Origin of the sequence: Streptomyces sp. NPDC056061 (genome assembly GCF_042266885.1) — a bacterium.
In the GTDB taxonomy this organism is placed as follows: domain Bacteria; phylum Actinomycetota; class Actinomycetes; order Streptomycetales; family Streptomycetaceae; genus Streptomyces.
The window spans coordinates 184,031-207,383 of the sequence record NZ_JBHJWQ010000010.1; the positions used below are offsets into that span (position 1 = coordinate 184,031).

Sequence of the window (23,353 nt, forward strand, 5' to 3'; positions counted from 1 at the left end):
TCCCGGGGTTCGGGTCCGGGAAAGGATCGGTGGCGCGGGGCTTCGCGCCACCGGGTCTGGTTAGGAGTAGCCCGGGGACGCCCGGGCAAAACCGTCGGGGCCCGGACCTCACTGGACCGCACCGCACCGCTCGCGCCCGCAGAATGGGACCGACCACGTTCAGTGCCCGCTGCCGCACGGCCGCCGGGCGCTGCCGGAGCGGAGGTGATCGTGTTGTCCGCTGCTCATGCGCATGGCCCCTCGGGACCGCGCCGCGGCATCGGCCGATCGGCGGAGTCCGCCCCCGTGCCGGGGCGGTCGGCCGAATCGGCACCTGCCCGCCCCCGACGGCGCGGACCGACCGCCCGCGCCGGACGACGGTCCGTGCCCCGACGACGGACGGGAGCGTGCGCCCGGTGAGCACGGCATCCGGACGTTTCCTCGTCCTGAGCGCCGGCATGGGCTCCGGGCACCACGCGGTGGCAGCCGAACTGACCCGTCGGCTGGAAGCGGGCGGGGGGCGGACGACGACGGTGGACGTCCTCGATCTGCTGCCCGCCGGGGTCGGCTCCGGCCTTCGCGCCTTCTACCGGACGGTCATCCGCCGTCTGCCGGCCGTGTACGCGGGTCTGTACGCGGCGTTCTTCCAGGGGTCGGGCGGGCCCCGGCCGGGCAGCTCACCGTTGGCCGCACTCGCCGAGCGCCGGCTGCTGGAGCTGGTCGCGCAGCAGGAGGCGGACGTCGTCGTGCCGGTCTTCCACCTCGCCGCCCAGCTCACCGGCGGACTCCGCGCACGCGGCGCGCTCACGGCCCCGAGCGCCGTCGTGATCACCGACTTCGCCGTTCACCGTCAGTGGCTCCACCCGGGCAACGACCTCCATCTGTGTCTGACGGCCGATGTGGCCCGCCGGGTGCGGCGGGCGGTGCGGCGCCCGGCCGTCGTCTCCGGCGCGCTGGTGGCTCCCCGGTTCCACGTCCCGGCGCCCTCGGCGGCGGACTGGCGACGGCGCATCGGCTCGCCGGGCCGTCCGCCGGTACTCGTCTCGACGGGTGCCTGGGGGGCCGGAGCCCGGGTCGTGGACACGGCGCGGCTGTTGGCCTCGGCGGGGTACGGGCCCGTCGTGCTCTGCGGGAACAACGCCCGGCTGCGCCGCGGTGTCGCCCGCGTCGATCATGCGAGGGCCCTGGGCTGGGTCGACGACGTCCGGGGACTCATGGCCGTCTCCCGCGCCCTCGTCGACAACGCGGCGGGCCAGACGGCGCTGGAGGCGCTGGCCGCCGGGCTGCCGGTGGTCGGCTACCGCGCCATCCCGGGCCACGGGAGCGAGGGCGTGCACCGCATGGCGGCGCACGGGTTCTCGGACCACGCCCGGGATCCGTGGGCGCTGCTGCGGGCCCTGGACGACGTGACCGCTGCGGGCCCGGTCCGCGAGCGGCGCCTGTCCGCGGCCCGCGCCCTGTTCTCCGGTACCGGGGTGCTCCCGCTCGAAGACCTCGCGCGGGGGAAGGGCGACCACTGCGTCCGGTGACGGACGCGCGTCGGCGCGAGCGCACGGAGGCTCTCGTTCCGAGGGCTCCGGCGCCCGCGCCGCACGACGGACGTCAGTAGCGGAGCGTGCCCGCGATGCCGACCCCGTCGGGAAGTGTTCCGTCGGGGACGAATCGCACCTCCGTGTCGGCGTCCAGCGCCTCCTCGATGAGACTGTCGAGGATGTCCGTCTCGACGCCTTCGGGAGCCGGCTCACCGGCCGGTACGTCGACGATGTGCAGTTGATGGTTGGCGTCGGCGCGGCCCGCCGCGCGCAGGCCCTCCTCCACGAGAACAAGGGCGGCGCGGTGCTCCATGACCGTGTGCCACACCTCCGCCGGCCCCGCGACGTACGCCTTGCGGCCGCGCGCCGCGTCCAGGTCCGCGCGGGCCTGTGCGGCCCGGTCCTCGCGGATCTTCCCGAAGACGGGCTCCAGCCGCTGCTCCAGTTGGGGGATGGCGTGCTTGTCCGCGCCGGTCAGGTCGAGCCTGCCCGCGACGGCTCCGGTGTGCCGCAAGACCTTCTCGAAGGCGGTGGTCAGCTCCGGGCTCCCCACCAGGACCAGCGGCAGCCGCCGCTCGGACATGGCCGCGGTGAAGCGCTCCTCGATGTCCGTGACGTACTGGGCGATGCGTTCCGCGCGGTAGCCGGTGCGGTCGCTGCCGTACGCGGGGCCGGGGATCGCGTCCTCGCGGGACGGCACCTGCGGCCGGGCCGGGAATCCGTGGTCGTCGACCTCGGTCAGGTTTCCGGCGTGGGCCAGGTACAGCTTGCACTCCTCCTGGTCGAGGACCAGGACCCAGTACGGCCGTGCGTACAGATGCGCCGCGACCAGGTTGCGCGTGAGAAAGGTGTCCGTGACCTCGATGCGCTCGGGGATGTCGTGCGGGGAGCGGAACTGCCACGCCTGCGGGTCGTCGTCCGGTGCGAGCAGCACCAGCAGTCCGTCCTCGGGGCGCTGGGCGTCGAACAGCCGCCGGACGGCGTCCTCGTCGAGCTGCCGTTCCAGCCGCATGCGGCCCTCGCGGTCGACGGACGGATCCTCCTTGAGGCGCCGTACTGCCTCGCCGAGGAGGTTGCGCAGGCGGATGGGGTCCTGCTCGTTGGCCGGCCTGGTCCGGTGCGTCGGCATGAGGAGCGAGATCGCCGGGAAGGGGCGCGGGCGGCGCAGGTCCTTGAGTACGGCCGGGGTCAGGTCACTCGTGCGCATCCGTGTCCTCCCTGGGGCGGCTGGCAACTGGTGATCGCATTCCAGGGGACCACGGCACGCCACGACCCGCGATCGGGACGGGGCCGCGGGCACGCTGGGGGGGTGCCCGCGCCGCCGCTGCCCGGGGCCGATTGCTCAGCCCACCGCCGCGGGCGACGAGCCGCCGGGCACGGCCAGACGGGGTGTGCCGGTACCGTCGGCGGGAACGGTCCAGATGTCGCTCGTCCGTCCGGCGGCGCCCGGCCGGGCGTACCCGACCGCGGAGTCGTCCAGCCAGGCCGCCTGGTCGTCCACGCTGTGCGTCTCGGCGAGGGGTGTCTCGCGCATGGTCCGCAGGTCGAGAACGTACAACCGCCAGGGCGCGGCCGGGTCGTCGGAGACCTTCTTCTTGAAGGCGAGCCGGGTGTTGTCGGGCGACAGGGACGGGCACTCGACATTCTGCCGCAGTGCCGTGGCCGACCAGTTCCTCATGTCCCCCTCGACCAGGTACGTGCGGCCCTTGGTGGAGACGGTGGCGTAGAAGCGGTTGTCGTCCCGGGCGAAGGAGACACCCCAGTAGTTGACGTCGGGGGCGTGGTAACGCTTGCCGTCGATGGTCAGGGGGATCTCCTCGATGGACTTGATGAGGTAGCCGGTGCGCAGGTCGAGGACGGCGGTCCGGGTGGAGAAGGCGGTGGTGGCATACGAGTCGCCGGTGGCGAACACCGTCCAGGACAGCATCCGTCCGGACGCCGAGACCCGGGCACGGGTGGGAATGCCCGGCACGGTGATCCGGCGCTTCTCCCGCAGGTTCCGGTCGAACACGATCGCCTGGGTCCTCGGCAGCACACCGGGCCGGGTGCGCAGGCAGATGGCGCTGTCACCGGCGGCGTAGAACCGGTCGCAGGCGGGACCACCGGTGGTGCGGGCACCGGCCGTGCGCGTGCCGACCGTCCGGGCCGCGGTCGCGCGGTCGTCGGCGGTTGCGGCGAGCGGCTGGCGCGCGACGCGGCCCGTGTCCGAGTCACGGAAGTAGAGCGCGGGCCCGACGACGGTGAACGAGGCGTCGGCGTCGGCCTGTTGCCCCTGTGAGCGGTGTTGCGCGTGCAGGGCGTAGCCGACGGATCCGCCCGCGAGGAGCAGTACCGCGGCCACCACGACGGCGATGCGGGACCGGGGGCCCAGCGGCGTCGTGGGCTTCGGGAACCTGGTGCTCATGCGGTCGGCCTTTCGGTGGTCGGGGCTTCTGGCCGCCCGGCGGCCGGGTCGGCGGAGGGGTCGCGCGGCAGCAGCGTCCAGCCGACCGCGAGCGCGGCGAGCAGCGCCGACACCGCGGCCCACAGTGCGGGACTCGGCCCCCACACCGTCCAGGCGGCGCCGAAGCCCGCGGCGGCGAGCATCCGGGCCAGCGCCTGGCCGGTCTGGAGCAGGGCGAGTCCGCCGGCCCTGCCGTCGGCGGGCAGCACGGGTGAGGCGAGGGCCATCAGCACGCCGTCGGTGGTGGCGTAGAAGACCCCGAGCAGGACGAGGACGGGGACGACGAGCAGCGGGACCGGGCCGCCCGTCGGGGCGAGGAGTGCGACGTACACGCCGAGCAGGGCGACGTGTCCGTACAGGAACGGCAGCCGTCGGCCGACCCGGTCCGCGATCCGGCCCGCCGGGACCGCGAGCAGCAGGTAGCACGCCGCCGCACCGAGCGGCAGCAGCGGGAACCAGCCGATGGGGAGGTCGAGGCGCTGCTGGAGCAGGAGGTAGACGAAGGCGTCGCCGATGGTGGCGGCACCGAGCAGGGCGGCGGCTCCGAGGATCTTCCTGAAGCCCCGGTCGCGGAGCGCGCCGAACACCTCGCGCCGTCGGGGTGCCGGTCTCGTCGTGGGCACTGCCCGGTGCCCGGGCACGTACAGGACGAGGAGCAGCACGCCGAGCAGGCCGACGCAGAAGCTGACGACGAACACCGCGTCGTAGGCGTCGGCCGTCGCCCAGAGCAGGGCGAACGCGGCGAGCGGGCCGAGCAGGGCGCCGGTGGTGTCCATCGCCCGGTGGACGCCGAAGGATCGGCCGAGCGTCTCGGGCCTGCTGCTCAGCGTGATCATGGCGTCGCGGGGTGCGGTGCGGATGCCCTTGCCGACGCGGTCTGCGGCGAGTGCGGCCGCGATCCCGGCGGTGGCGCCGCCCGCGAGGAGCAGGCCGAGCCGGGAGAGGGCGGAGAGGGTGTAGCCGATCCCGGCGACCCGCTTGTGCCGGTGCCCGCGGTCGGCGGCGTGCCCGCCGACCAGCCGGACGATGGCGGTCGCACCGTTGAACAGGCCGTCCAGGAAGCCGAATTGGAGGGGTGAGAGACCCAGTCCGAGGACCAGGTAGAGCGGCAGCACCGCGGTGACCATCTCGGAGGAGATGTCGGTGACGAGGCTGACCGTGCCGAGTGCGAGGACGGTGCCGGGGACACGGCGGCCCGCCCCGCCATTACGGGGCGGGGCCGACGTGTCCCGGCGGCCTGTGGTCGCCAGGTACATCAGTGGCAGGTGTACTTCGGGCTGGTGTCCTTGGCCTTGCCGTCGGTGCCGACGTAGCTCCAGCTGTACCCGGAGTCGGTGAAGTCCAGTTTCAGGACGCCGTATTGACCGCTGATCCGCTTCTGGCTGTTGGGCTGGACGTCCTCGATGGGGTAGGGCTCGGCACCGCCCATGCCGCCGATGATCTCGGTGATTCCGTCGGCGGTGGCCTTCCCGTCGGGGTTCTGCGGGGCGAAGCGTTCGTAGTGGTGGTCGTGTCCGTTGAGCACGAGGTCGGCCTTGGCCCCGTAGAGGAGTTTCCAGACCGGCCTGCTGACCGGGTCGTTGCCGTGTCCGCCCGAGGAGTACAGCGGGTGGTGCCAGAAGGCGGCGATGCACGCCTTGTCGTTGGCGGCCAGGTCGGCCTTGAGCCAGTCGATCTGGGCGCTCTTGTCGAGGGAGTTGGAGTCGAGGGCGATGAAGTGCCAGTTGCCCTCGTCGAAGCTGTAGTAGGTCTTCCCCTGGGGGTAGGCGATGGCGCCGAAATACGCCTTGTAGCCGGCCAGGGATCCGGCCGGGTCGTAGGTCTCGTGGTTGCCCGGGACCGGGTGCGTCTTGTTCTTGAAGGCGCCCCAGGTCTTGTCGTAGTAGGCACGGTAGTCGGCGATCCGGGCGTCGTCGTACTGGTTGTCGCCCATCGTCAGGTAGAACTTCGGGTTGATCTGCTGGGCCAGCGCGGCGGTCCTGGGGTGGGCGCAGTCGCTGTCGGAGGCGGTGCACTGGGCGGCGATGTCACCGGCGGCGACCACGGTGAAGGCGCCGGTCTCCGGGGGTGTGCCGTCGCCCCTGCCGTACACCTCGGCCTCGTGCAGCGAGTAGCCGTACGAGGTGCCGCGCGCGGTTGCGTACACGCGCAGGTAGCGGCCCCTGCCGGTGAGGTCCGGCCAGTCGTCGGTGCCGCCGTTGCCCGCCTTCTCCTCGGCGAGCCGGGTCCAGGACGTGCCGTCGGCGGAGATCTCGATCCGGTACGCCTTGGCGTACGCGGCCTCCCAGTTCAGCTTCACCCGTGTGACGTCGGCGGTGGCGCCGAGGTCGACGCGGATCCACTGCGGGTCCTTGCCCTCGACGCTCGCCCAGCGGGTGTCCGGGTCGCCGTCGAAGGCGTTCTGCGGGCCGAGGCCGGAATCCTCGCTGGAGGACGCGGTGGCCGGTTTGCCACGGGAGATGAGGGGGTCGGCGGCTGCGTCGGCCCGGTCGGGGTGCGCGAGCAGCAGGGCGCCCACGAGGGCGAGGACGGTGGCGAGGACCATGCCCGCCGTGCGGCGCCGTGTGGGGGTGAGAAGGGGAACTGGGCCGTTCAGGTGCATACCTGGACTCCTGGCCTGGGGGGTGGCGAGAGCTGGGCATCGGTTCGATCGCGCGCCCCTCCCGGACGGGCGGGGGCGCATCCCGGCGGCCGGGGCAGAGCTCTCGCTGAGCGCGTCATGCCCACGGGTCGGGCACCGCGCCAGGCCGCCGCCCGGAATGCTAGCGAACAGTAAAGTTTCCTACCAGTCCTCAACTCGCTTTGTTCCGCGACGCGTTGAAGCACGTGGACAGCTTGCACACACCCGTTCGACAGGGTGTCGCCGCCTTCACACCCGTTCCCGCATCGCTCCCGGTCGCCGCACGGAGCCGTACACGGGCACGACAGGACGGGGCGGATCACCGACGGGCGCGCAGAGCCGGCCGCCGCCTCACCCGGCGGCCTCCTCCTCGTCGTCGCCGACCGTGTAGGCGTCCTTGACCTTGACCTCGGTGACGCCTCGGCCCTCGGGGAACACGCGACGCCAGTCGCCCGTGACGTGGAGTTCGTCGGTGCCCATCGCCCGCACGACGACGAGGCCGCCCTCGTGCGCCCTGAGCGCCTTCGTCCAGAGGTTGGCGAAGGCCTGCGAGCGGATGATGTGCATCCAGTCCGGCCGGTACAGCTCCCGGTTGTAGTTCGACTCCCCCATGGTGGAGACGAACTTCGCGTACATCGCCTTCACGTACTCCAGCGTCACCTCGTCGCCGGAGGCGATCGCCGTGTCCCTGGCGTCCTTGAGCGCGACGCGGAACTTCTCCAGCAGGTTCTCGGTGGCCCCGGAGGTGAAGGACTCGTGGATCCGCGGGGGGGCGCACAGTCCGTACTTCGGACCCGACAGTCGCAGCAGCAGACGCAGCGTCGGCTCGGTCACCCACAGCGGCCCGGCTTCGTCCCGGTTGCCGATCGGATTGGGCAGCACCGCCGCGTGCTCCCACTCGGGCGGGGTGATCAGGTGGACACCGGCGCGGCGGCGGTCGTGGTCGAATCCGGTCGAATGCTCCAGCTGCCCCAGCGGCAGATGGGTCTTGAGCGCGGAGAGGTAGGCACCGTTGATGTCGAGTGCCGTCACCTCGTGGCGGCCGGGCGGGAGTTCCGGGCGGGTCCATTTCGGCCGGGCCTCCCAGATCTGGTCCGCGCCCCGGGACGTCCGCTTCTTCAGGATGTCGGGAATCCAGGGATGGGCGATCACGTCGTAGCGCGCACCCTTGCGGGTCTCGTCCAGCAGTCGCATCGCGTCCGGGATCGCCCGCTTCGACAGGGCGGCGCCGGCCGCCTCGACGTCACCGCCGTGTTCGTCGAGCGCGCTGCGCACCGCCTGGTGAATCAGGCCGACCGGGCCGGACGACTCCTGCGACGCGCGCCGGGCCGCGGTGCGCGGTGCGGCGGACCGTCCCGATGCCTGCCGGGGGGATGCCCCGGCACGATGACCGGCAGGGGTCGGCAAAGGCGCCGCTCCGGCCGTCGCGGCGGGCGGACGGCAGTCGGCCGCGTCCAGGTGCTGGGCGAATCCCGCGACCCGTTGCGCGGCGGGGTGCCCGCACAGCACACACGGCTCGGCGGCGGCGAGGGGCTCCACGTCGTCCGCCTCCTGCCCGGAACCGGGGGCGGCGGCATCGGCGGGCGTGGCGGTGCCGGGTGCCGGGACAGGTGTCCCGTCCGGTGCCGTCGCAGGTGCGGAGCCGGGCTCCGGGTCGGGCCCGGCGTCCGGCTCCGGGTCGGGCTCGGGGCCCAGCTTGGCGCTCAGCCCGTCCAGCAGGTACGCGTACCTGGCACGCGTCTCGCCGGAGGGATCGCGGCCGCTCTCCCATCCGGCCACGGTCGACGGGCCCACGCCGAGCGCCCGGGCCACCTGTGCCCGGGACAGCCTGGCCCGTTCCCGCAACGCGCGCCGCATGTCGGCGGCCGGGAGCCGGGCCTCGGGGCCGACGGCGGCCAGCAGCGAGTCGATCGCGTCGAATTCACTCACCGGAGCGCCCGCCTCGGATGTAGGTGACGGGATTGCGGGACAGGTGCGGGCTGGGGGTGGGGCGGCCGACGCGCGGATCGCCGAGCAGGACCTCGCCCTCGAGCGCGTAGCGGTCGCCGTGCTTGGAGATGCCGGTGATCCGCGCCACCGCGAGCACGGTGCCCGCGGTGTTGATGATCTGCACCTCGCTCTGGGACAGGGCACGGTCGGCGTTGAACTTCCAGATGCCCCGGCCGGCTTCCCACGCCTCGTCCTCGCTCATGCCGGAACGCCAGCCGAGGACGGTGCGCGCCAGGGAGTCACCCTCGCCGGCGGCACGCTCCGCACCGATCCGGATCTGCAGCACCCGTCCACTCCTCCCGAACTCCTCAACTTGTTACGAAGTTAACATCACCACCGCAGCGACCCGAACGCAGCGCGCCCGCCCGGCCGCCGCACCGCACGACCGGACACCCCGACCGGTCCGTCGCGGTGCGGCTCCGGCGTCCGGGATCGCGGCGGGCGGCCGGAGAACCGGCGGAAATCACGGCGGACCGGATGTCGGCGCGTCACGGAGGAACGCCGCCCCCTCACCGGAGAAACTCCCCTTCATGACACACACAGCCAAGGCATACCTCGTGGGCGGCCCCGACGATCTCCCCGAGCGAATCGTCCCGATCGGCGCCCCGGGCGGCGACCTCAAGATCTCGTTCCGTGGCGGATACGAGCACTTCAGAGTCACCACCCGCCGCCAGGAGACCTCGGAGGGCCCCCTGCCCGTCTACGAATGGTGGGAACGCACGGAGTTCCCGGGCTGAGCACCGGCCGCGGCGACCCGCCGCCCCATCGACGCCCCTCGGTCGCCACGCCGGGTGCGAGGCCGGCCGCACCGACCGGTACGGCCTCGCACACCTCACAGGAAACAGCAGGTCAGAGGCCCGATGCCGCGCACCGCGGCAACCGCGCGAGTCACTTTCCCGGCGTGTCAACGACGGACACGCCGTCACCGGGGTGAGCGGGCCTCAGAAAGTCGCCCGGACGGGTCAACGATTTATCAACCCGCCCTCTTTTATGGGCAGTTGAGAATTCATCAGATTATCCGCAAATAGCATTTGGCGTACTTTCTATCCCTCGATCGGCGTTCCGGCGGCACGAGCCAACGTGTCCGATATGACAGCTATGGGGTCCGTCAGTACGTTCAATCTCGGGCCGACTGCTCAGCCGGCCTCACTGAGACAGGAGAAGTGACATGGTTACCCGTTCCACCGTTGTGACCGCCGCCGTGGCGGGTGCCGCGGCCCTGGCGGCCACCGGCATCACCTACGCCTCGGCCGCCACCACCGAGCCGCCGGTCCAGGCGGCCCCTATCGTCCAGCAGGCCCCCGCCCCCACCACGGCCCTCACCGGCGGCGACGCCGGCAAGGGCAACGAGGGCAAGGGCAACGAGGGCAGGGGCAACGAGGGCAGGGGCAACGAGGGCAGGGAATACGGAAAGGGCCGCGACCGCGGACGCGAGCACTACGAGGGCCGCATCCACATCAACGAGCGCACCTACTCCGACGAGCGCGGCGGCTGCATCACCGTCGTCAGCGGGCTCGGCTCCAAGAGCCTCAACATCCGCAACGAGAGCCGCCGGACCATCGAGGTCTTCCGCGGCGCCACCTGCGACAACGGCGCCCCGATCGCCACCGTCGGCCCGCACAGCTCCAGCGACGGGGTCTTCCCCGGCCACGTCAAGGGCGGCGTGCACGTCCACGACGGCGTCGTCGGCAGCTTCCGCGTGATCGGGCACCACGGCGACCGCGAGGACGACCGCGGCGGCGACCGTGGCGGAGACCGCTACTGACCCGACCATCCATCCGACCGCACATCACACACGCAACCCCGGCCCGCCGGAATCGGGCCGGGGTTCCGTGCGCTTCGGGCGCCCGGGGAGGTCCGGGACCCGGCGGTCCCGGACCCGGTCAGCCGACGTTCACGTCGATGCAGGCGTAGAAGGCGTTCGCGGTGTCGGCGATGTTCCACACCGCGAGGACCTTCTGCTTGCCCGTCAGCCCGCCGAAGCTCACCTGGTGGGTGACCGTGGCGCCGGGCTGGGCACCGTTGTCGTTGAATTCCGCGATCTTCCGGCCGCCCGCGAAGTACTGCCAGGTGCTCGTGGCGTGCCGGGCGGTCAGGACCCACTGGAAGGAGGTGGTCCCGCTCACCGGGGTCACCTTCCAGCCCTTGGAGTCGTCGTCGAGTTCGGCGAACCCGGCGTTGCCACCGCTGCAACTGGTCAGCCCCTTGGGGCCTTCCACGCTCTGCGGCTCGTACTTGATCGCTCCGCAGCTCACGGTCCCGGCGGCGCACTGGGCCTGGCGGCTCGGCGGCGACGAGATGTATCCGTGGCCACTGGCGGAACCGGTCGGCAGGCTCAGGGCCAGTACCGGGGCGAGCAGAGCCCCTACGGCGGCGGCCGTCTTCCTTTTCGCGTGCATGTTTCTCCTTCACATGAGGCGTCGCCGCACACAGTCGGATTGTGGGGACCCGGTGATGGCGGACCGGCCTCTCCAGTGTGGGGACCAAGAGGCGCGAAGGGCACGGCAAGATCCACCGGAACGTACGCCCGGCAGTCGCAGGCGTCCGAAGGCGGCCTTGCACTTGGACTAGACCATAGCCAATGGTGAGTCGGCGTCAAGGGTGCCGGCACGGAGGAAGTTCACCGGCACGACATCAGGGCGTCCCCCGCCGTCCGGCCCGCGCGACGCGCCCCTCGTGGCGTCCCCCTCGTGACGCGGCACCGGCCCGTCGCACCGCCGAGGCGCTCGCGCACCGACTCCGCGCGACCGGCTCGCCGCGCCGCATCGCGGGAGGGTCGGCCCGATCGGGCACGGCCGGGCCGACAATGGCGACGTGTCCACCGTTTCCCCCTCCACCGGTCACGACTCCCGGGGCGAATGGACCCCGCTGCTCCTGTCGGCCGCCTCGGGGGCGGCGGACGCGTTCACCTTCCTCTGCATCGGCCAGGTCTTCGCCGGCGTGATGACCGGAAACCTCGTCCTGCTCGGCGCCTCCGCCGTCGGCACCGGCGAGCACGGGGTGGCCCCGCGAGTGCTCACCTCGCTCGCCTGGTACGGCATCGGGGTCGCGTTCGGGGCGTGGGCGGCCGGACGTCTGCGGTGGCCGCCGCCGGTGACGCTGCTGTGCGAGGTGGCGCTGCTGACGGCGGCGGCCGCGTTGTGGGGGCTGGGTGTGATCACCTCCGACGGCGACCGCCTGGGGCTGCTGGCCCTCGTCGCCACGGCGATGGGCATTCAGGGCCGCATCCTCGGTACCCCCACGAACTACTTCACCGGCACGCTCACCTCCCTCGTGGGCCGCGCGGCCCTGCGGTCGTGGACGCAGGAGGACCGCTGGGCGTCGGCCCGGCTGGTGGCGGTAGTGGCGGGTGCCGCCGTCACCGCGCTCGCGGTGCGAATACGGCCGGAGGTCGCGGCCGCGGTCGCCGTGGTACCCGCGGCCGGCGCCCTGTTGGCCGGGACCGGACCATCGCCGCGGTCGCGCGACTGAGCCCCGGGCCCGTGCGGACGGGTACGCCTTCCGGACCGGGGCGCACCGCGTCCGGCGAGGGAGCCCCGGCCGGATCGGGGGTGTCCGGCCGGGGCGATCGAGGTGGGGCGCAGGGAGCAGCCCCTACATAGATGAACGATAAACCATCCTCTCGCCCCGCGGGACCGCCCCCGGTCCGTGATCCACGACACGCGACCACCGATCCGCGCGACACCCCCGCACGGACCTCCGGGCGACGAACGGACCCCTGACGACCGCCGCCGGAATCACTCGCGCACCCGCCTCCACTCCGGCCGCGCACCGTCCGCCGACGGCACCCGACGGACGCACGGGCACACACCCGCCACTCATCCCCATGAGTCAACGTCCCTCCACAGAAAGACCGTTCGACAGAGACTCACTCCGTGGCGCCTGTGGCATATGCCAGAAGCAACAACATATCGAGTGTCGCCAAATCCCTTACGCACCCCCGCGGCCTGTGCCAGAGTCGGTTCCGGTCCACCCTTCGGACCTGGTCGCGCCGCGCCTGTATCGGAGTACGAGATGCCGCCCCCTCTGTCCGCGGACCGCCCCTCCCCCGGGCCACCCGAATATGACGCCGTCGATGTGCTGATCGATCGGACCCGTCAGTTGCGCGGCGCGGTGGACGCCGTGCGGCGGGATGCGGTGCTGATCGACGACGAGGATCCGCAGGCACGTTGGCAGCGGGCACTGTGCGAACTGGCGGTCCACCACCTCGACGATCTCGGCGCACAGCTGGGGCAGCTCAGGGAAGGATGCGCGCGGGAGCCGGCCCGGACGGCGGAGCGGGCCGGGCCGGCTCCCGTCGGGAACGGCCCCGCCGACGACGCGCCCTCCCCCTCGGATCCCCGTTCGCCCATCGGCAGGGTGGGCAGCGCCGAGTGGAATCTGCTGACCGACGAAGTGGCCTGGTCCGAAGAGCTGTTCCAGATTTTCGGCAGGTCACCCGCCGCAGGCCCGCTCTCCCTGGACGAGCTCCCGTCCGTGCTTCTTCCCGAGGACCAGCCCCTGCTCACCGCGCTGGTCACGGACTGCCTGGTGGACGGAAAGCCGATAGACGGCGAATTCCGCATTCTGCGGGCCGACGGAGACACGCGCACGCTCCACATGATGGGCGAACCCGTTCTCGACACGGACGGCTGCACCGCCTCCATGTGGGCGGTCCTGCGCGATGTCAGCGAGCTGCGCCGCAGCCAGCGGACCGTACGACGGACCCGGGACTCGCTGCACCGTCGGCAGCACATGGCACGGACCGAGCGCAGGATGGCCGTCGAGCTCCAGGAAGCCGTGCTGCCTCCGTGGCGGGGGTCGCTGCTCCTGCCCTCACATGGCGCGGGCGCTCTGGACATCGCGGCCCACTACCTTCCGTCGGCGTCCGGCTCCCTGATCGGGGGCGACTGGTACGACGCGCTGGAACTGCCGGACGGCAGGACGGTGCTCACCGTCGGCGACCTGACGGGCCACGGCATCCGGGCGACGTCGTCCATGGCGATGCTGCTGGGTGCCCTGCGCGGGATGGCCGTGGCCGGAATCGAGCCCGGGGCCCTGATGGGCCATCTCAACCAGTTGCTCGAATCCTCCGCCCAGCCGGCCCTCGGCAGCGCAATGTGCTGCCGCTTCGATCCGGCCAACGGCACTCTCGCCTGGGCGCAGGCGGGGCACCCCGCACCGCTGCTGTTCCGCAACGGAGAGGGGCGCCCGCTGCCGTCTCCCGACGGCGTCCTGCTCGGCGCGACGTCCGAGGTCGCCTACGAGCAGGACGAAGTGAACCTGCTGTCGGGCGACGTGCTGGTCCTGCACACCGACGGACTGAACCGTCACGGCGACCGGGACGAGGGACCGGACCCCCTGCTCGCCCTCGCACCGCGCTTCGCACACGCCCGCACGGCACAGGAGTGCGTGCGTACGATCGTCGCGGAGTTCGGTGGCGCCCAACGCCTGGACGACGCGTGTGTGCTGGTCGCCCGCATCGACGCATAGGGCACGACGGCACACGTACGCGGACACCGACGAACGCCGCGGAACGACGCACGGCACGGGAGGACGGGACCGCCCGCGGGCACGCTGCCCGGGCAGCCGGTGGCCGAACAATGATCCGTTCGGGCGGCGGTCGACCCTGCTCCATGACCGGCCCGCTCACGCGGTGCCCGCGTATCAGATCTCGGACGAACGCCTGGGCTGCTTGATGACGGAGTTCTGCGGCATGGAGACCTTGATCTCCTCGCGCAGGTCCTCGATCTTCGCGTAGCCCGCGAACTGGCCCGTCAGCCGGTACATCTCGCGCAGCCTGTCCCAGGTGCGGTGCGAGGAGGTCTCCCCCATCGTCACCAGCGCCAGTCGGGCATAGCGGTCGGCCTGTTCGGGATCGTCGGCGATGAAGCACGCCGAGGCGAGCGAGATGTAGTCGAAGATCTTGGACCGCTGGCGGCCGTTGACCCGCAGTTCCAGCGCCCGCTTGGCATGGCGCTGGGCCACCACCGCCACCGACGGGTCGTGCTCGGCGAGCGTACGGAACGCCAGGGCCTGCATGCCGTGCAGGTCCGCCTCGTCGAACATCTGCATCCAACTCGGCGGTGGCACATCGGTCCGGTCCGAGACGAAGAGCTCCTCGGCCTTGCCCAGCGTGCGCCGCATCGTCTGGCCCCGTCCCATCGACGCCTGTGCCCACGCCTCGATGGTGTACAGCATCGCCCGGGTGCGCGGCAGGACCATGTCGCCGGAACCGGACTTGGCGAGCTTCATCAGGTCCAGTGCCTCGTCCGGACGGCCGAGGTGGATCATCTGGCGGGCCGCCCGGGACAGTGCCTCGCCCGCACGCGGGCGATCGCCGCCCTCACGTGCGGCATGGGCGGCGATGACGAAGTACTTCTGCGCGGTGGGTTCGAGACCGATGTCGTGGGACATCCATCCCGCGAGCACCGAAAGGTTGGCCGCGACGCCCCACAGGCGGCGTTGCAGGTGTTCGGGATGGCGGTAGGCGAGCATGCCGCCCACCTCGTTCAGCTGGCCCACCACGGCCTTGCGCTGGAGGCCGCCGCCCCGGGACGCGTCCCAGGCGCGGAACACCTCGACGGAGCGTTCGAGCGCCTCGATCTCCTCCGACCCGATGGGCGCCGCCTCATACCTGTCGAATCCTGCGGGGTCGGCGTGCGTCGGGGTTTCGGTTCGTGGGATGTCGGCCGCGAGCACGGGGTCGCTGTGCAACCAGCCGTGCATGGGTCCGGTGATGGTCGATCCTGCGGCGAGCGCGGCGCCCGCGCTCACCAAGCCGCGTCGGTTGAGCATGAGGTCCATTCCCGTGAATTCGGTGAGGACCGCTGCCGTCCGCTCGGGCGCCCACGGCAGTCCGTCGGGATTGTTCTCCGCCCCGACCTCCCGCCGTTTCCCCACACGCCCGCGTCGGCCGAACCCGAGGTCCTCGATGGTCACGACACGGCCGAGCCGCTCGGTGAACAGGGCTGCCAGCACCTTGGGCACGGGATCACGCGGGGACTCCCCCGTCTCGATCCAACGCCGCACCCGCGAGGTGTCGGTGGCCAGTTGCGGATGGCCCATGGCCGCCGCCTGCCGGTTCACCAGCCTCGCGAGTTCGCCCTTGGACCAGCCGGCGAGGCCGAACAGGTCGGACAGGCGGGTGTTGGGTTCTCCGGTCACGTCAAGCCCCCAGGTTCTCGGCTGTATCGACAGTAACCCCCTGTCAGATGCGTCGCGACTATTCGCCAGGGTTCGCCAGGGTGCGCCAGATGGTCTGCCACCCGCGCGCCGGTGTCAGGTAGGAAAGCGCCTCCCCGCCCGGCAGCCCTCGGTACTCCCCAGGGTGCCGAACGGCCGTCGGCGGGGCGGTGCACGCAACTTGTCGGCGCACGAAGGGATCTGTCTCGCCCATGTACACAGCATCGTCCTCCGTGACCGCCCCGCCCCGGCCGCTTCGTCCCCTGGGGGCGGGCGGTGGACCGTACCTCGCTCCGCATGCCGCGGCGTCGGCGTCCGGAGGGGTCCGGCCGAGGCGAGCGGCGGGGGTGGGCGGCGCGCCGCTCAGCGGGCGGCTGGACCTGTCCGGTCCGCAGGGCGCCCAACTGAGGATGGTGATCGCCTCGGTGCAACGCATCTGCCCGGAGTTCAACCCGGTGCAGGTGCTGCGTCGCAGCGGCCGTTCGGTGCTGCTGGTCGGCTCCACCGGACGCACGACCGCGGTCGCCAAGTGTTTACTCGATCACTCACCCGCCTGGTCCGAGCGGTTCCGTCACGAAATAGCTGCATATCGCGCGTTCGTCCGGCACCGTCCGCCGGTGCGGGCGCCCCGGCTCATCGCTGCCGACCCGGAGAACTGCGTCCTGGTGATCGAGCGGATGCCCGGCCGGGTGGCGGCGCTGACCCGCCACCCCTCGGAGGCGCCGCCCCGGGCCGACGTGCGGACCGTGCTGGGAGCGGTCGCCCGCGTCAACTCGTGGCGTCCGGCCCCCGGTCTGTTCGAGGCCCCGCTGGACTACGCCTCGCGGATCGCCCGCTACCACGAGCTCGGGCTGTTCACCGATCGTGATCTCGGGGACCTGCAGAAGCTGTTGCACGGCCTGGCGCACACGGGCGGCCGGCAGACTCCGTGGCAGTTCTGCCACGGTGACGCGCTGCTCTCCAACATCCTGCTGTCGCCCACCGGCCCGGTGCTGGTGGACTGGGAGCACGCGGGCTGGTACCTGCCGGGGTACGACCTGGCGACGCTCTGGACCGTGCTGGGCGACGCCCCGGCGGCACGGCGTCAGATCAGCCAGTTGGCACAGGCGGCGGGCCCCGCGTCGCGCGACGCGTTTCTGGTGAACCTGATGCTGGTGCTGACGCGGGAGATCCGTACCTACGAGACGGCGGTCCAGCGGGCCCTGCGCGATCCGGTGCCACCGGGCGCCGGTCAGGACCGGCCGGGTGCGCTCTCGTCGAGCGAGGAGCAGCGGTTGTTGCTCCGTCGGCTGCACGACGACTGTGCGATGGCCCGTCGGGCCGTTCGTGCCGCGGTCGGCACTCGCTGACCATTCCAGGGGGGAAACGCTGCGGGTCCGGTGCCGACACACCGGGCCCGCAGCGTTGTCGTGGGGCCGCCCGTGGCCTCCGGTGCGCTCAGTGCGCGCGCACGATGTCCACGTCGGACGCCTTGACGAAGGCGATGCGGTGACCGATCTGCACCGTCACGTACTTCTCCGCGCCCCGGAAGTACGCGTGGTCGAACGGGTAGGAGGAGTCGATCGTCGGGGCGTAGAAGTAGCCCGTGGGTGCCTCGCCGCCGCCGGGGTAGGACTGGCCGGCCTTGATCGTGTACGGGAGCGGCGAGCCCACCGGCCCGCCCGCGAAGCCCGCCGGGTACTCGGACTTCTCCGGGTACGCCACACCGTAGACCGGCACCTCGCCGCGTCCCGCCCTGGGCCTGACCAGGTACCCGGCGGTGGGCGTGGTGGTCCGGGTGTGTGCCGGGGTCCGGAACCACGCCTTCTGGCCGTACCACCAGATCGCCGTCCAGCCCGGGACGCGGTCCGCGACGACGGCCTGCTGGGTGGAGCTGATCTTGCTGCCCCAGTCGGCGGCGCAGTTCGTGCCGGGTGAACCGTCCGTGTGCAGGCCGGGGTCGGAGAACAGTGGGGCGTCGGCGGACGGCGCGGTGTGGAGCGGAACGGCGCCGGAGCCCTGCACCGGCAGGTCGACGCCCTTCTCGCAGTCCCGGAACGCCTGCTTGTTCCGCTTGAAGTCCGGGCTGACGGTGACGAGTTCGCTGTTCTTGCCGGCGGTCGGCACGGTGGGCCCGCCGAGCAGCGCCATGAAGCGGTTCCAGTCCCAGTACGGGCCCGGGTCCCAGTGCATGTTCTTGGTTCCGGCCGCACTGGTGGGCGGTACACCGTCGTGGCCGATGATGTGCTGGCGGTCGAGCGGTATGTCGTACTTGGCGGCGAGGTGGCGCACCAGCCGGGCGGTCGAGCGGTACATCTCGGGGGTGTACCAGGTGGCGCCCTCGACGGCGACGCCTTCCTGCTCGATGCCTATGGAGTGGCTGTTGATGTACCAGTTGCCCGCCTGCCAGGCGACGTCCTTGTTCTTCACCATCTGGGTGACGTGGCCGTCGGCGGAGCGCACCACGTAGTGGGCGGACGTCTGTTTCAACGGGTTCTGGAAGATCTTCAGGGTGGTGTCGAAGTCCTCCTCGGTGTCGTGCAGAACGATGAACTTGATCTTGTTGGTGTGGGGGCGGTCGGAGGTGTCGTAGTTCCCGTACGTCTCCTTGTCGGCCGGATCGCCCGTCTGCCGATAGGCCGCCGGCACCCAGTCGCAGGCGAGGGAGCGCGGGCACTCGGGCCGTACTTCTTCCGCGCCGGCCTGCGCGGTGGGGCTGAGCAGTGCCACGCTCAGTGCACCGACCGTCGTCAGCGCGACTGCGAGTCCGGTCCTCTGCTTGGACGTCATGACAACCTTTCCTGGAGACGTGCGTGGAGCTGGGTGTGCCTGAAGCCGTGCGTGTTCCGTTCTCACGTGTTCCGTTGTGCGCGCACACTCTCCGACCTGAGATGACAGCACGTCAAGGGTTCGGCGGGCACGGCGGATCGAGCCAGTGGACCAGACCACTGGCACCCCCTCCGACCTGCGAGGGGAAGACATCGGGGCGGATTCGGCGATGCGTGGTTCCGACGGTCCCGAACGGATCGGACCGGTGGCCGCCGCATACGCGTGCACCGCGACCGAAGCGACCATTCATGTGACTAATCCTCACTGTGCGTACCCGGATCGGCCGCAGGGTAGGGCTCGCGCGGACAACCGGTTCGTGCGGTCTGCGCACGGCGACATCTCGAAAGGCCCGACACACATGGCTCAGCCCTTCACCCTGCCGGACTTCTACGTCCCGTATCCGGCGCGGCTCAACCTCCATGTCGAGGAGGCGCGGCGGCACACCAAGGAGTGGGCGCGCGGTATGGGGATGCTGGAGGGGTCGGGCATCTGGGAGGAGAAGGACCTCGACTCCCACGACTACGCGCTGCTGTGCGCGTACACCCATCCCGACTGCTCGTCCGAGGCGCTGTCGCTGGTGACCGACTGGTATGTGTGGGTCTTCTTCTTCGACGACCACTTCCTGGAGCTGTTCAAGCGCACCCCCGACCGTGCGGGCGGCAAGCGGTACCTGGACCGGCTGCCGGCCTTCATGCCGATGGACCGCGGGGCGCCGATGCCGGAGCCGACGAATCCGGTCGAGGCGGGCCTCGCCGATCTGTGGACGCGGACGGTACCGAGCATGTCCGACGCCTGGCGGGCCCGGTTCGCCGAGGCCACGAAGAACCTTCTCGACGAGTCGTTGTGGGAGCTCGCCAACATCGACGAGGGACGCATCGCGAATCCCGTCGAGTACATCGAGATGCGGCGCAAGGTGGGTGGTGCCCCGTGGTCGGCGGGTCTCGTGGAGTACGCGGCGGGCGCGGAGGTCCCCGCGGCGGTGGCCGACGAGCGCGCGCTGCACGTGCTGCGGGACACCTTCTCCGACGCCGTGCACCTGTGCAACGACCTGTTCTCGTACCAGCGGGAGGTCGAGGACGAGGGCGAGAACAGCAATGGCGTGCTGGTGCTCGAACGCTTCCTCGGGTGCTCCACGCAGGAGGCCGCCGAGGCGGTGAACGACCTGCTGACCTCACGGCTCCAGCAGTTCGAGAACACCGCGCTCACCGAGCTCCCGCCGCTGTGTGCGGAGAAGGGACTCGACCCGGTACGGACCGCGGCGGTTCTGGCCTACACCAAGGGATTGCAGGACTGGCAGTCGGGCGGGCACGAGTGGCACATGCGGTCCAGTCGTTACATGAACGACGGCGGCGCGGCCGGGAGCGTGCCCGCCTTCGGCATGGCCGCGGCGTCGATCAGGCCGACCCTCCGCTCGGAGTCGGCCCGGCTGCGCAGTCACACCCATGTGCCGTACCAGTATGTCGGTCCTTCCCGGCTGCCCGACTTCGATCTGCCGTTCGGTACGACGCTCAGTCCGCATCTCGACGGGGCACGGGTCCGGATCGTCGACTGGTCGCGGCGGATGGGGATCCTGGAGGCCCAGCCGGGCGTGCCGGGATCGCACATCTGGGACGAGGACCGGCTCATCGCGTTCGATCTGCCGTTGTGCGCGGCGGGGCTGCACCCGGACGCGACCCCGGAGGAGCTGGATCTCTCCTCGCAGTGGCTGACCTGGGGAACGTACGGCGACGACTGGTTCCCGGTGGTGCACGGGCGGCCGCGCGACCTGGCTGGGGCCAAGCTCGCCAATGAGCGGCTCTCGCAGTTCATGCCGCTGGACGGGGGCGGGACGCCCGAACCGGTCAACGCGCTGGAGCGCGGGCTCGGCGATCTGTGGGCGAGGACCTCCGCCCCGATGGACGCGGCCGCGCGGCGCGCGTTCCGCAAGGCGGTCGAGGACATGACCGCGAGCTGGGTGTGGGAGCTCGCCAACCAGGTCCAGAACCGCATCCCGGACCCGGTGGACTACATCGAGATGCGGCGCAGGACCTTCGGATCCGATCTCACGATGAGTCTGTGCCGGCTGGGTCACGGCAGGAAGGTGCCGGAGGCGATCTACCGCAGTGGTCCGATGCGCTCGCTGGAGAACGCGGCGGCGGACTACGCCTGCCTGATGAACGACCTGTTCTCGTACCAGAAGGAGATCGAGTACGAGGGCGAGGTGCACAACGGCGTCCTGGTGGTGCAGAACTTCTTCGGCGTGGACTATCCCACCGGGGTCGAGATCGTGCATGACCTGATGAAGTCGCGACTGCGGCAGTTCCGGCATGTCGCCGAGCACGAACTGCCGGTGCTGTACGACGATTTCGAGCTGGACGCGGAAGCCCGGGAGACGCTGGCCGGGTACGTGCTCGAACTTGAGCACTGGCTCGCGGGCATCCTGATCTGGCATCGCGACTGCCGCCGCTACCGCGAGCAGGATCTACGGCGGGGCACCGCCACCGCATCGCATCTGAGCGGGCCGACAGGGCTCGGTGTGTCGGCGGCCCGGGTCACGGCACTGTTCGCCCCGCTCTCGCGCAGCGGCGTGTAGCGCCCTCCCGCACGCCTTCTCATCACTCCCGAACAGCAGGCTGCGGACGGCCGGTTCGTGGCTGCGGCCCGCCGTGATCACCACACGGCGGGCCCGGCCCACGGCCGAGCCGGTGTCGGCCGTGCACAGCAGCGCATCGCACAACTCGGACAATGCGTCGCCCCGGGCGGGCGGACACATGTACGGCTCCGACCGGACGTGTGACACTTCCGCGAACGCATCCCGCAGCACACGCTGACGCACTGATGCATTGATGCACCGGACTCACTCCCACGGCCTTCGCGCCGGCCCGCTCCGTGACGGAGCACGGGATCGGACGGAGGCCGCGTTCGAGGCCGGGCCATGGACGACGAGCTCGACGAAAACACAACACCCCCGGGCCGGGCCCCGTCCCGGAAGGTGGTGGCCGAACGGAGACACCCGCCTGGCCGGTTCTCGTGAAGTCCCGGCTGGACCGAGCGGCGCTCAGTACGGTGCGGACCATGGCGAATCGGGGACGACGCGCGGCGGGTCCACCCCGCCGCAGACGGTGGACGCTCGGCGCATCCGGCGCGACCAGCCCGGACAGGACGCCGTTGCGCGGACGCTGTCGGACCGCGCGGAGGTGCGACGGGCCCCGGGTCGTCCATGGACGGCCGCGCGAAATCCTGTGCCGGTGAGCACAGGATGGCAGGGACGACCGGTGTCCGGGCTGTGCCCCGTACACGGAGAACCGGAGAGCACGGGCTGACGGGCAGAGGGGTGGGACCGTGAGGGATACCGGAGTGCAGTGGCAGGCCGGAGCTCTGGAAGGGCTGTTGCGGGAGGTGAGGCTTCAGGAGTCACGCGGGGGCGGGCCCGGCATACGGAAGGTTCTCGACTGGCTGCACCGGCAGGCCGGTGTCCACGTCGCGCTGGTCACCGACGACACGGGCACGGTCGAGTCGTCCACCGCGGGCTTTCCCCACGAGGTGCTGGCGCCGCTCGCTCCACTGCTGGCACGCATGTCCGGCGGGCAGTTGGCCGCAGCCGTGACCCGATCCGGTGCGCTGCACGTGCGATGCGAGGCTCTCGGGCCACACGAGCCCCGTCCGGTTCTGGTGGTGGCCGGCCCCTCGAAGCCGACCCCGGATGCGATCGCACTGATCTCGCACACCGGCAGCGTCCTCGCACTGCTGCGCCGCGCAGCGCGCAGTGATCGCATCTGGCACGATTACCAGCACAGGACACACCAGTTGAGGTTCGCGGTGCTGTCGGCACTCCTGTCGGGAGAGCCGTTACTGGCCCGGCGGATGACCACCGGTGCCATTCCGCCGCTGTTGGACGCCGACCGGCTACGGCTCTACCTGTTGCAGTGCTCGCCGGAAGACCGCGACAAGATCGTCCGGGCGTACCAGGATCCTTCCGGCTACCACGGCTCGGGCCTGATGGTGCGATGCCCGGTCTTCAAGGATCACGTCATCTGCCTCCTCGCGGACGACGAGGAACCGGACGGTTCCGGCATGCAGTTGCTTGGTCACGCCCAGACCCTGCACCGCCTGGTGCACGACAACCCGCGCTATGCGCTGGGTATCAGCGGCGGCCATCCTCTTCACGCCGCGGCCGAGGCATACAGCCAGGCGGCCCATGCCCTGGCCGGCGCCCGCACCGCACCCGGCCGCGTGGCCTTCTATCACGGCCGGACCGCGCTGGCGGGCGTGCTTCCCCACCAGGCCGCCCAGGAATGGGCCCGCACACTTCTGCGGCCGCTGGACACCACCATGAAGACCAGCACCGACATCACCCGCCTGGCCATGAGCATGCCCCGGTCCGCCGTGGCCCAACTCCTCGGCCTCAGCCGCAACACGGTTTCCGCGCACCTCAAACGCACCGAAGTATCCCTCGGCCTGGACCTCACGGACGTCCGCTGCCGCGCCGCCGTCAACCTGGCCCTCGTCCTCAGCAGTTCCTGCTCCGCCCCCGAACCCGGCCACGACCAACCATTCTCCACCCTGGACGACCTGCTGCTCACCGAACGCGCCGCTGCCTGGGCCGCAGCGCTTCTCCGTCCCCTTCAGGCCCGGCACCGACGCACTCTCCAGGCATGGATCGACGCCAACACCGACGCCCAACAGGCTGCTTGCAGCCTGGGCATCAGCCGCAACACGGTCCGTACACACCTGCGCACGGCCGAGTCCGTCCTGGGCCTCGATCTCCTCACCGCCGGCACCGGCATCCACGACGTGGTCCACGCACTCCACATCGCCAGGATCCGGGCCGTCTGAGCA

17 protein-coding genes are annotated in these 23,353 nt (G+C 71.3%); 8 read left to right on the forward strand and 9 right to left on the reverse strand.

Going from position 1 to position 23,353, the window contains the following annotated elements:
• Positions 1-395: 395 nt before the first annotated feature.
• Positions 396-1,508: a galactosyldiacylglycerol synthase gene (locus ACFC79_RS17375; RefSeq protein ID WP_376240931.1), complete on the forward strand. Its 1,113-nt coding sequence runs from the start codon at positions 396-398 to the stop codon at positions 1,506-1,508.
• A 73-nt stretch (positions 1,509-1,581) separates the two neighbouring features.
• On the opposite strand, the gene ACFC79_RS17380 is transcribed toward ACFC79_RS17375, so the two are convergent.
• From ACFC79_RS17380 to ACFC79_RS17405, 6 genes are all read right to left on the reverse strand, one after another.
• Positions 1,582-2,718: a hypothetical protein gene (locus tag ACFC79_RS17380; RefSeq protein WP_376240933.1), complete on the reverse strand. Its 1,137-nt coding sequence runs from the start codon at positions 2,716-2,718 to the stop codon at positions 1,582-1,584.
• Between the two features lie 135 nt (positions 2,719-2,853).
• On the reverse strand, positions 2,854-3,915 hold the full coding sequence (locus ACFC79_RS17385) for a hypothetical protein (RefSeq protein ID WP_376240935.1): 1,062 nt from the start codon (positions 3,913-3,915) through the stop codon (positions 2,854-2,856).
• On the reverse strand, positions 3,912-5,210 hold the full coding sequence (locus ACFC79_RS17390) for an MFS transporter (RefSeq protein ID WP_376240937.1): 1,299 nt from the start codon (positions 5,208-5,210) through the stop codon (positions 3,912-3,914). Before ACFC79_RS17390 ends, ACFC79_RS17385 begins: the two co-directional genes overlap by 4 nt.
• Positions 5,210-6,556, reverse strand: coding sequence for a discoidin domain-containing protein (locus ACFC79_RS17395; RefSeq protein ID WP_376240938.1), 1,347 nt, complete (start codon positions 6,554-6,556; stop codon positions 5,210-5,212). The genes ACFC79_RS17390 and ACFC79_RS17395 overlap by 1 nt, the downstream gene beginning before the upstream one ends.
• A 369-nt stretch (positions 6,557-6,925) precedes the next feature.
• Complete coding sequence (locus ACFC79_RS17400; protein WP_376240940.1) at positions 6,926-8,503, reverse strand: helix-turn-helix domain-containing protein; 1,578 nt, start codon at positions 8,501-8,503, stop codon at positions 6,926-6,928.
• Positions 8,496-8,849: a hypothetical protein gene (locus ACFC79_RS17405; RefSeq protein ID WP_376240942.1), complete on the reverse strand. Its 354-nt coding sequence runs from the start codon at positions 8,847-8,849 to the stop codon at positions 8,496-8,498. The genes ACFC79_RS17400 and ACFC79_RS17405 overlap by 8 nt, the downstream gene beginning before the upstream one ends.
• A gap of 244 nt (positions 8,850-9,093) precedes the next feature.
• On the opposite strand from ACFC79_RS17405, the gene ACFC79_RS17410 reads away from it, so the two are divergent.
• A complete protein-coding gene (locus tag ACFC79_RS17410) occupies positions 9,094-9,300 on the forward strand; it encodes a DUF5988 family protein (protein WP_376240944.1) in 207 nt (68 codons plus the stop codon).
• Between the two features lie 431 nt (positions 9,301-9,731).
• Positions 9,732-10,328, forward strand: a complete 597-nt coding sequence (locus tag ACFC79_RS17415; protein ID WP_376240946.1) for a hypothetical protein — start codon at positions 9,732-9,734, stop codon at positions 10,326-10,328.
• A 118-nt stretch (positions 10,329-10,446) separates the two neighbouring features.
• On the opposite strand, the gene ACFC79_RS17420 is transcribed toward ACFC79_RS17415, so the two are convergent.
• A complete protein-coding gene (locus ACFC79_RS17420; RefSeq protein WP_376240948.1) occupies positions 10,447-10,962 on the reverse strand; it encodes a lytic polysaccharide monooxygenase auxiliary activity family 9 protein in 516 nt (171 codons plus the stop codon).
• A 415-nt stretch (positions 10,963-11,377) separates the two neighbouring features.
• On the opposite strand from ACFC79_RS17420, the gene ACFC79_RS17425 reads away from it, so the two are divergent.
• Both ACFC79_RS17425 and ACFC79_RS17430 read left to right on the forward strand, forming a co-directional pair.
• A complete protein-coding gene (locus ACFC79_RS17425; RefSeq protein WP_376240950.1) occupies positions 11,378-12,034 on the forward strand; it encodes a DUF1275 family protein in 657 nt (218 codons plus the stop codon).
• 543 nt (positions 12,035-12,577) lie between these two features.
• Positions 12,578-14,035 (forward strand): PP2C family protein-serine/threonine phosphatase, encoded by a 1,458-nt coding sequence (locus ACFC79_RS17430; RefSeq protein ID WP_376240952.1) that lies wholly within the window; start codon positions 12,578-12,580, stop codon positions 14,033-14,035.
• Between the two features lie 174 nt (positions 14,036-14,209).
• Here the strand turns inward: ACFC79_RS17430 and ACFC79_RS17435 are convergent, their stop codons facing one another.
• The gene (locus ACFC79_RS17435) at positions 14,210-15,709 is read right to left on the reverse strand and encodes a hypothetical protein (protein ID WP_376240954.1); all 1,500 of its coding nucleotides are present in this window, start codon (positions 15,707-15,709) and stop codon (positions 14,210-14,212) included.
• A gap of 230 nt (positions 15,710-15,939) precedes the next feature.
• On the opposite strand from ACFC79_RS17435, the gene ACFC79_RS17440 reads away from it, so the two are divergent.
• Positions 15,940-17,076, forward strand: a complete 1,137-nt coding sequence (locus tag ACFC79_RS17440; RefSeq protein WP_376240956.1) for an aminoglycoside phosphotransferase family protein — start codon at positions 15,940-15,942, stop codon at positions 17,074-17,076.
• An 88-nt stretch (positions 17,077-17,164) separates the two neighbouring features.
• Here the strand turns inward: ACFC79_RS17440 and ACFC79_RS17445 are convergent, their stop codons facing one another.
• A complete protein-coding gene (locus ACFC79_RS17445; protein WP_376240958.1) occupies positions 17,165-18,496 on the reverse strand; it encodes an N-acetylmuramoyl-L-alanine amidase in 1,332 nt (443 codons plus the stop codon).
• A 397-nt stretch (positions 18,497-18,893) separates the two neighbouring features.
• On the opposite strand from ACFC79_RS17445, the gene ACFC79_RS17450 reads away from it, so the two are divergent.
• Together ACFC79_RS17450 and ACFC79_RS17455 are read left to right on the forward strand one after the other, a co-directional pair.
• A complete protein-coding gene (locus ACFC79_RS17450; protein WP_376240960.1) occupies positions 18,894-21,107 on the forward strand; it encodes a germacradienol/geosmin synthase in 2,214 nt (737 codons plus the stop codon).
• Positions 21,108-21,856: 749 nt separating this feature from the next.
• Positions 21,857-23,350: a helix-turn-helix domain-containing protein gene (locus ACFC79_RS17455; protein WP_376240962.1), complete on the forward strand. Its 1,494-nt coding sequence runs from the start codon at positions 21,857-21,859 to the stop codon at positions 23,348-23,350.
• Positions 23,351-23,353 lie beyond the last annotated feature (3 nt).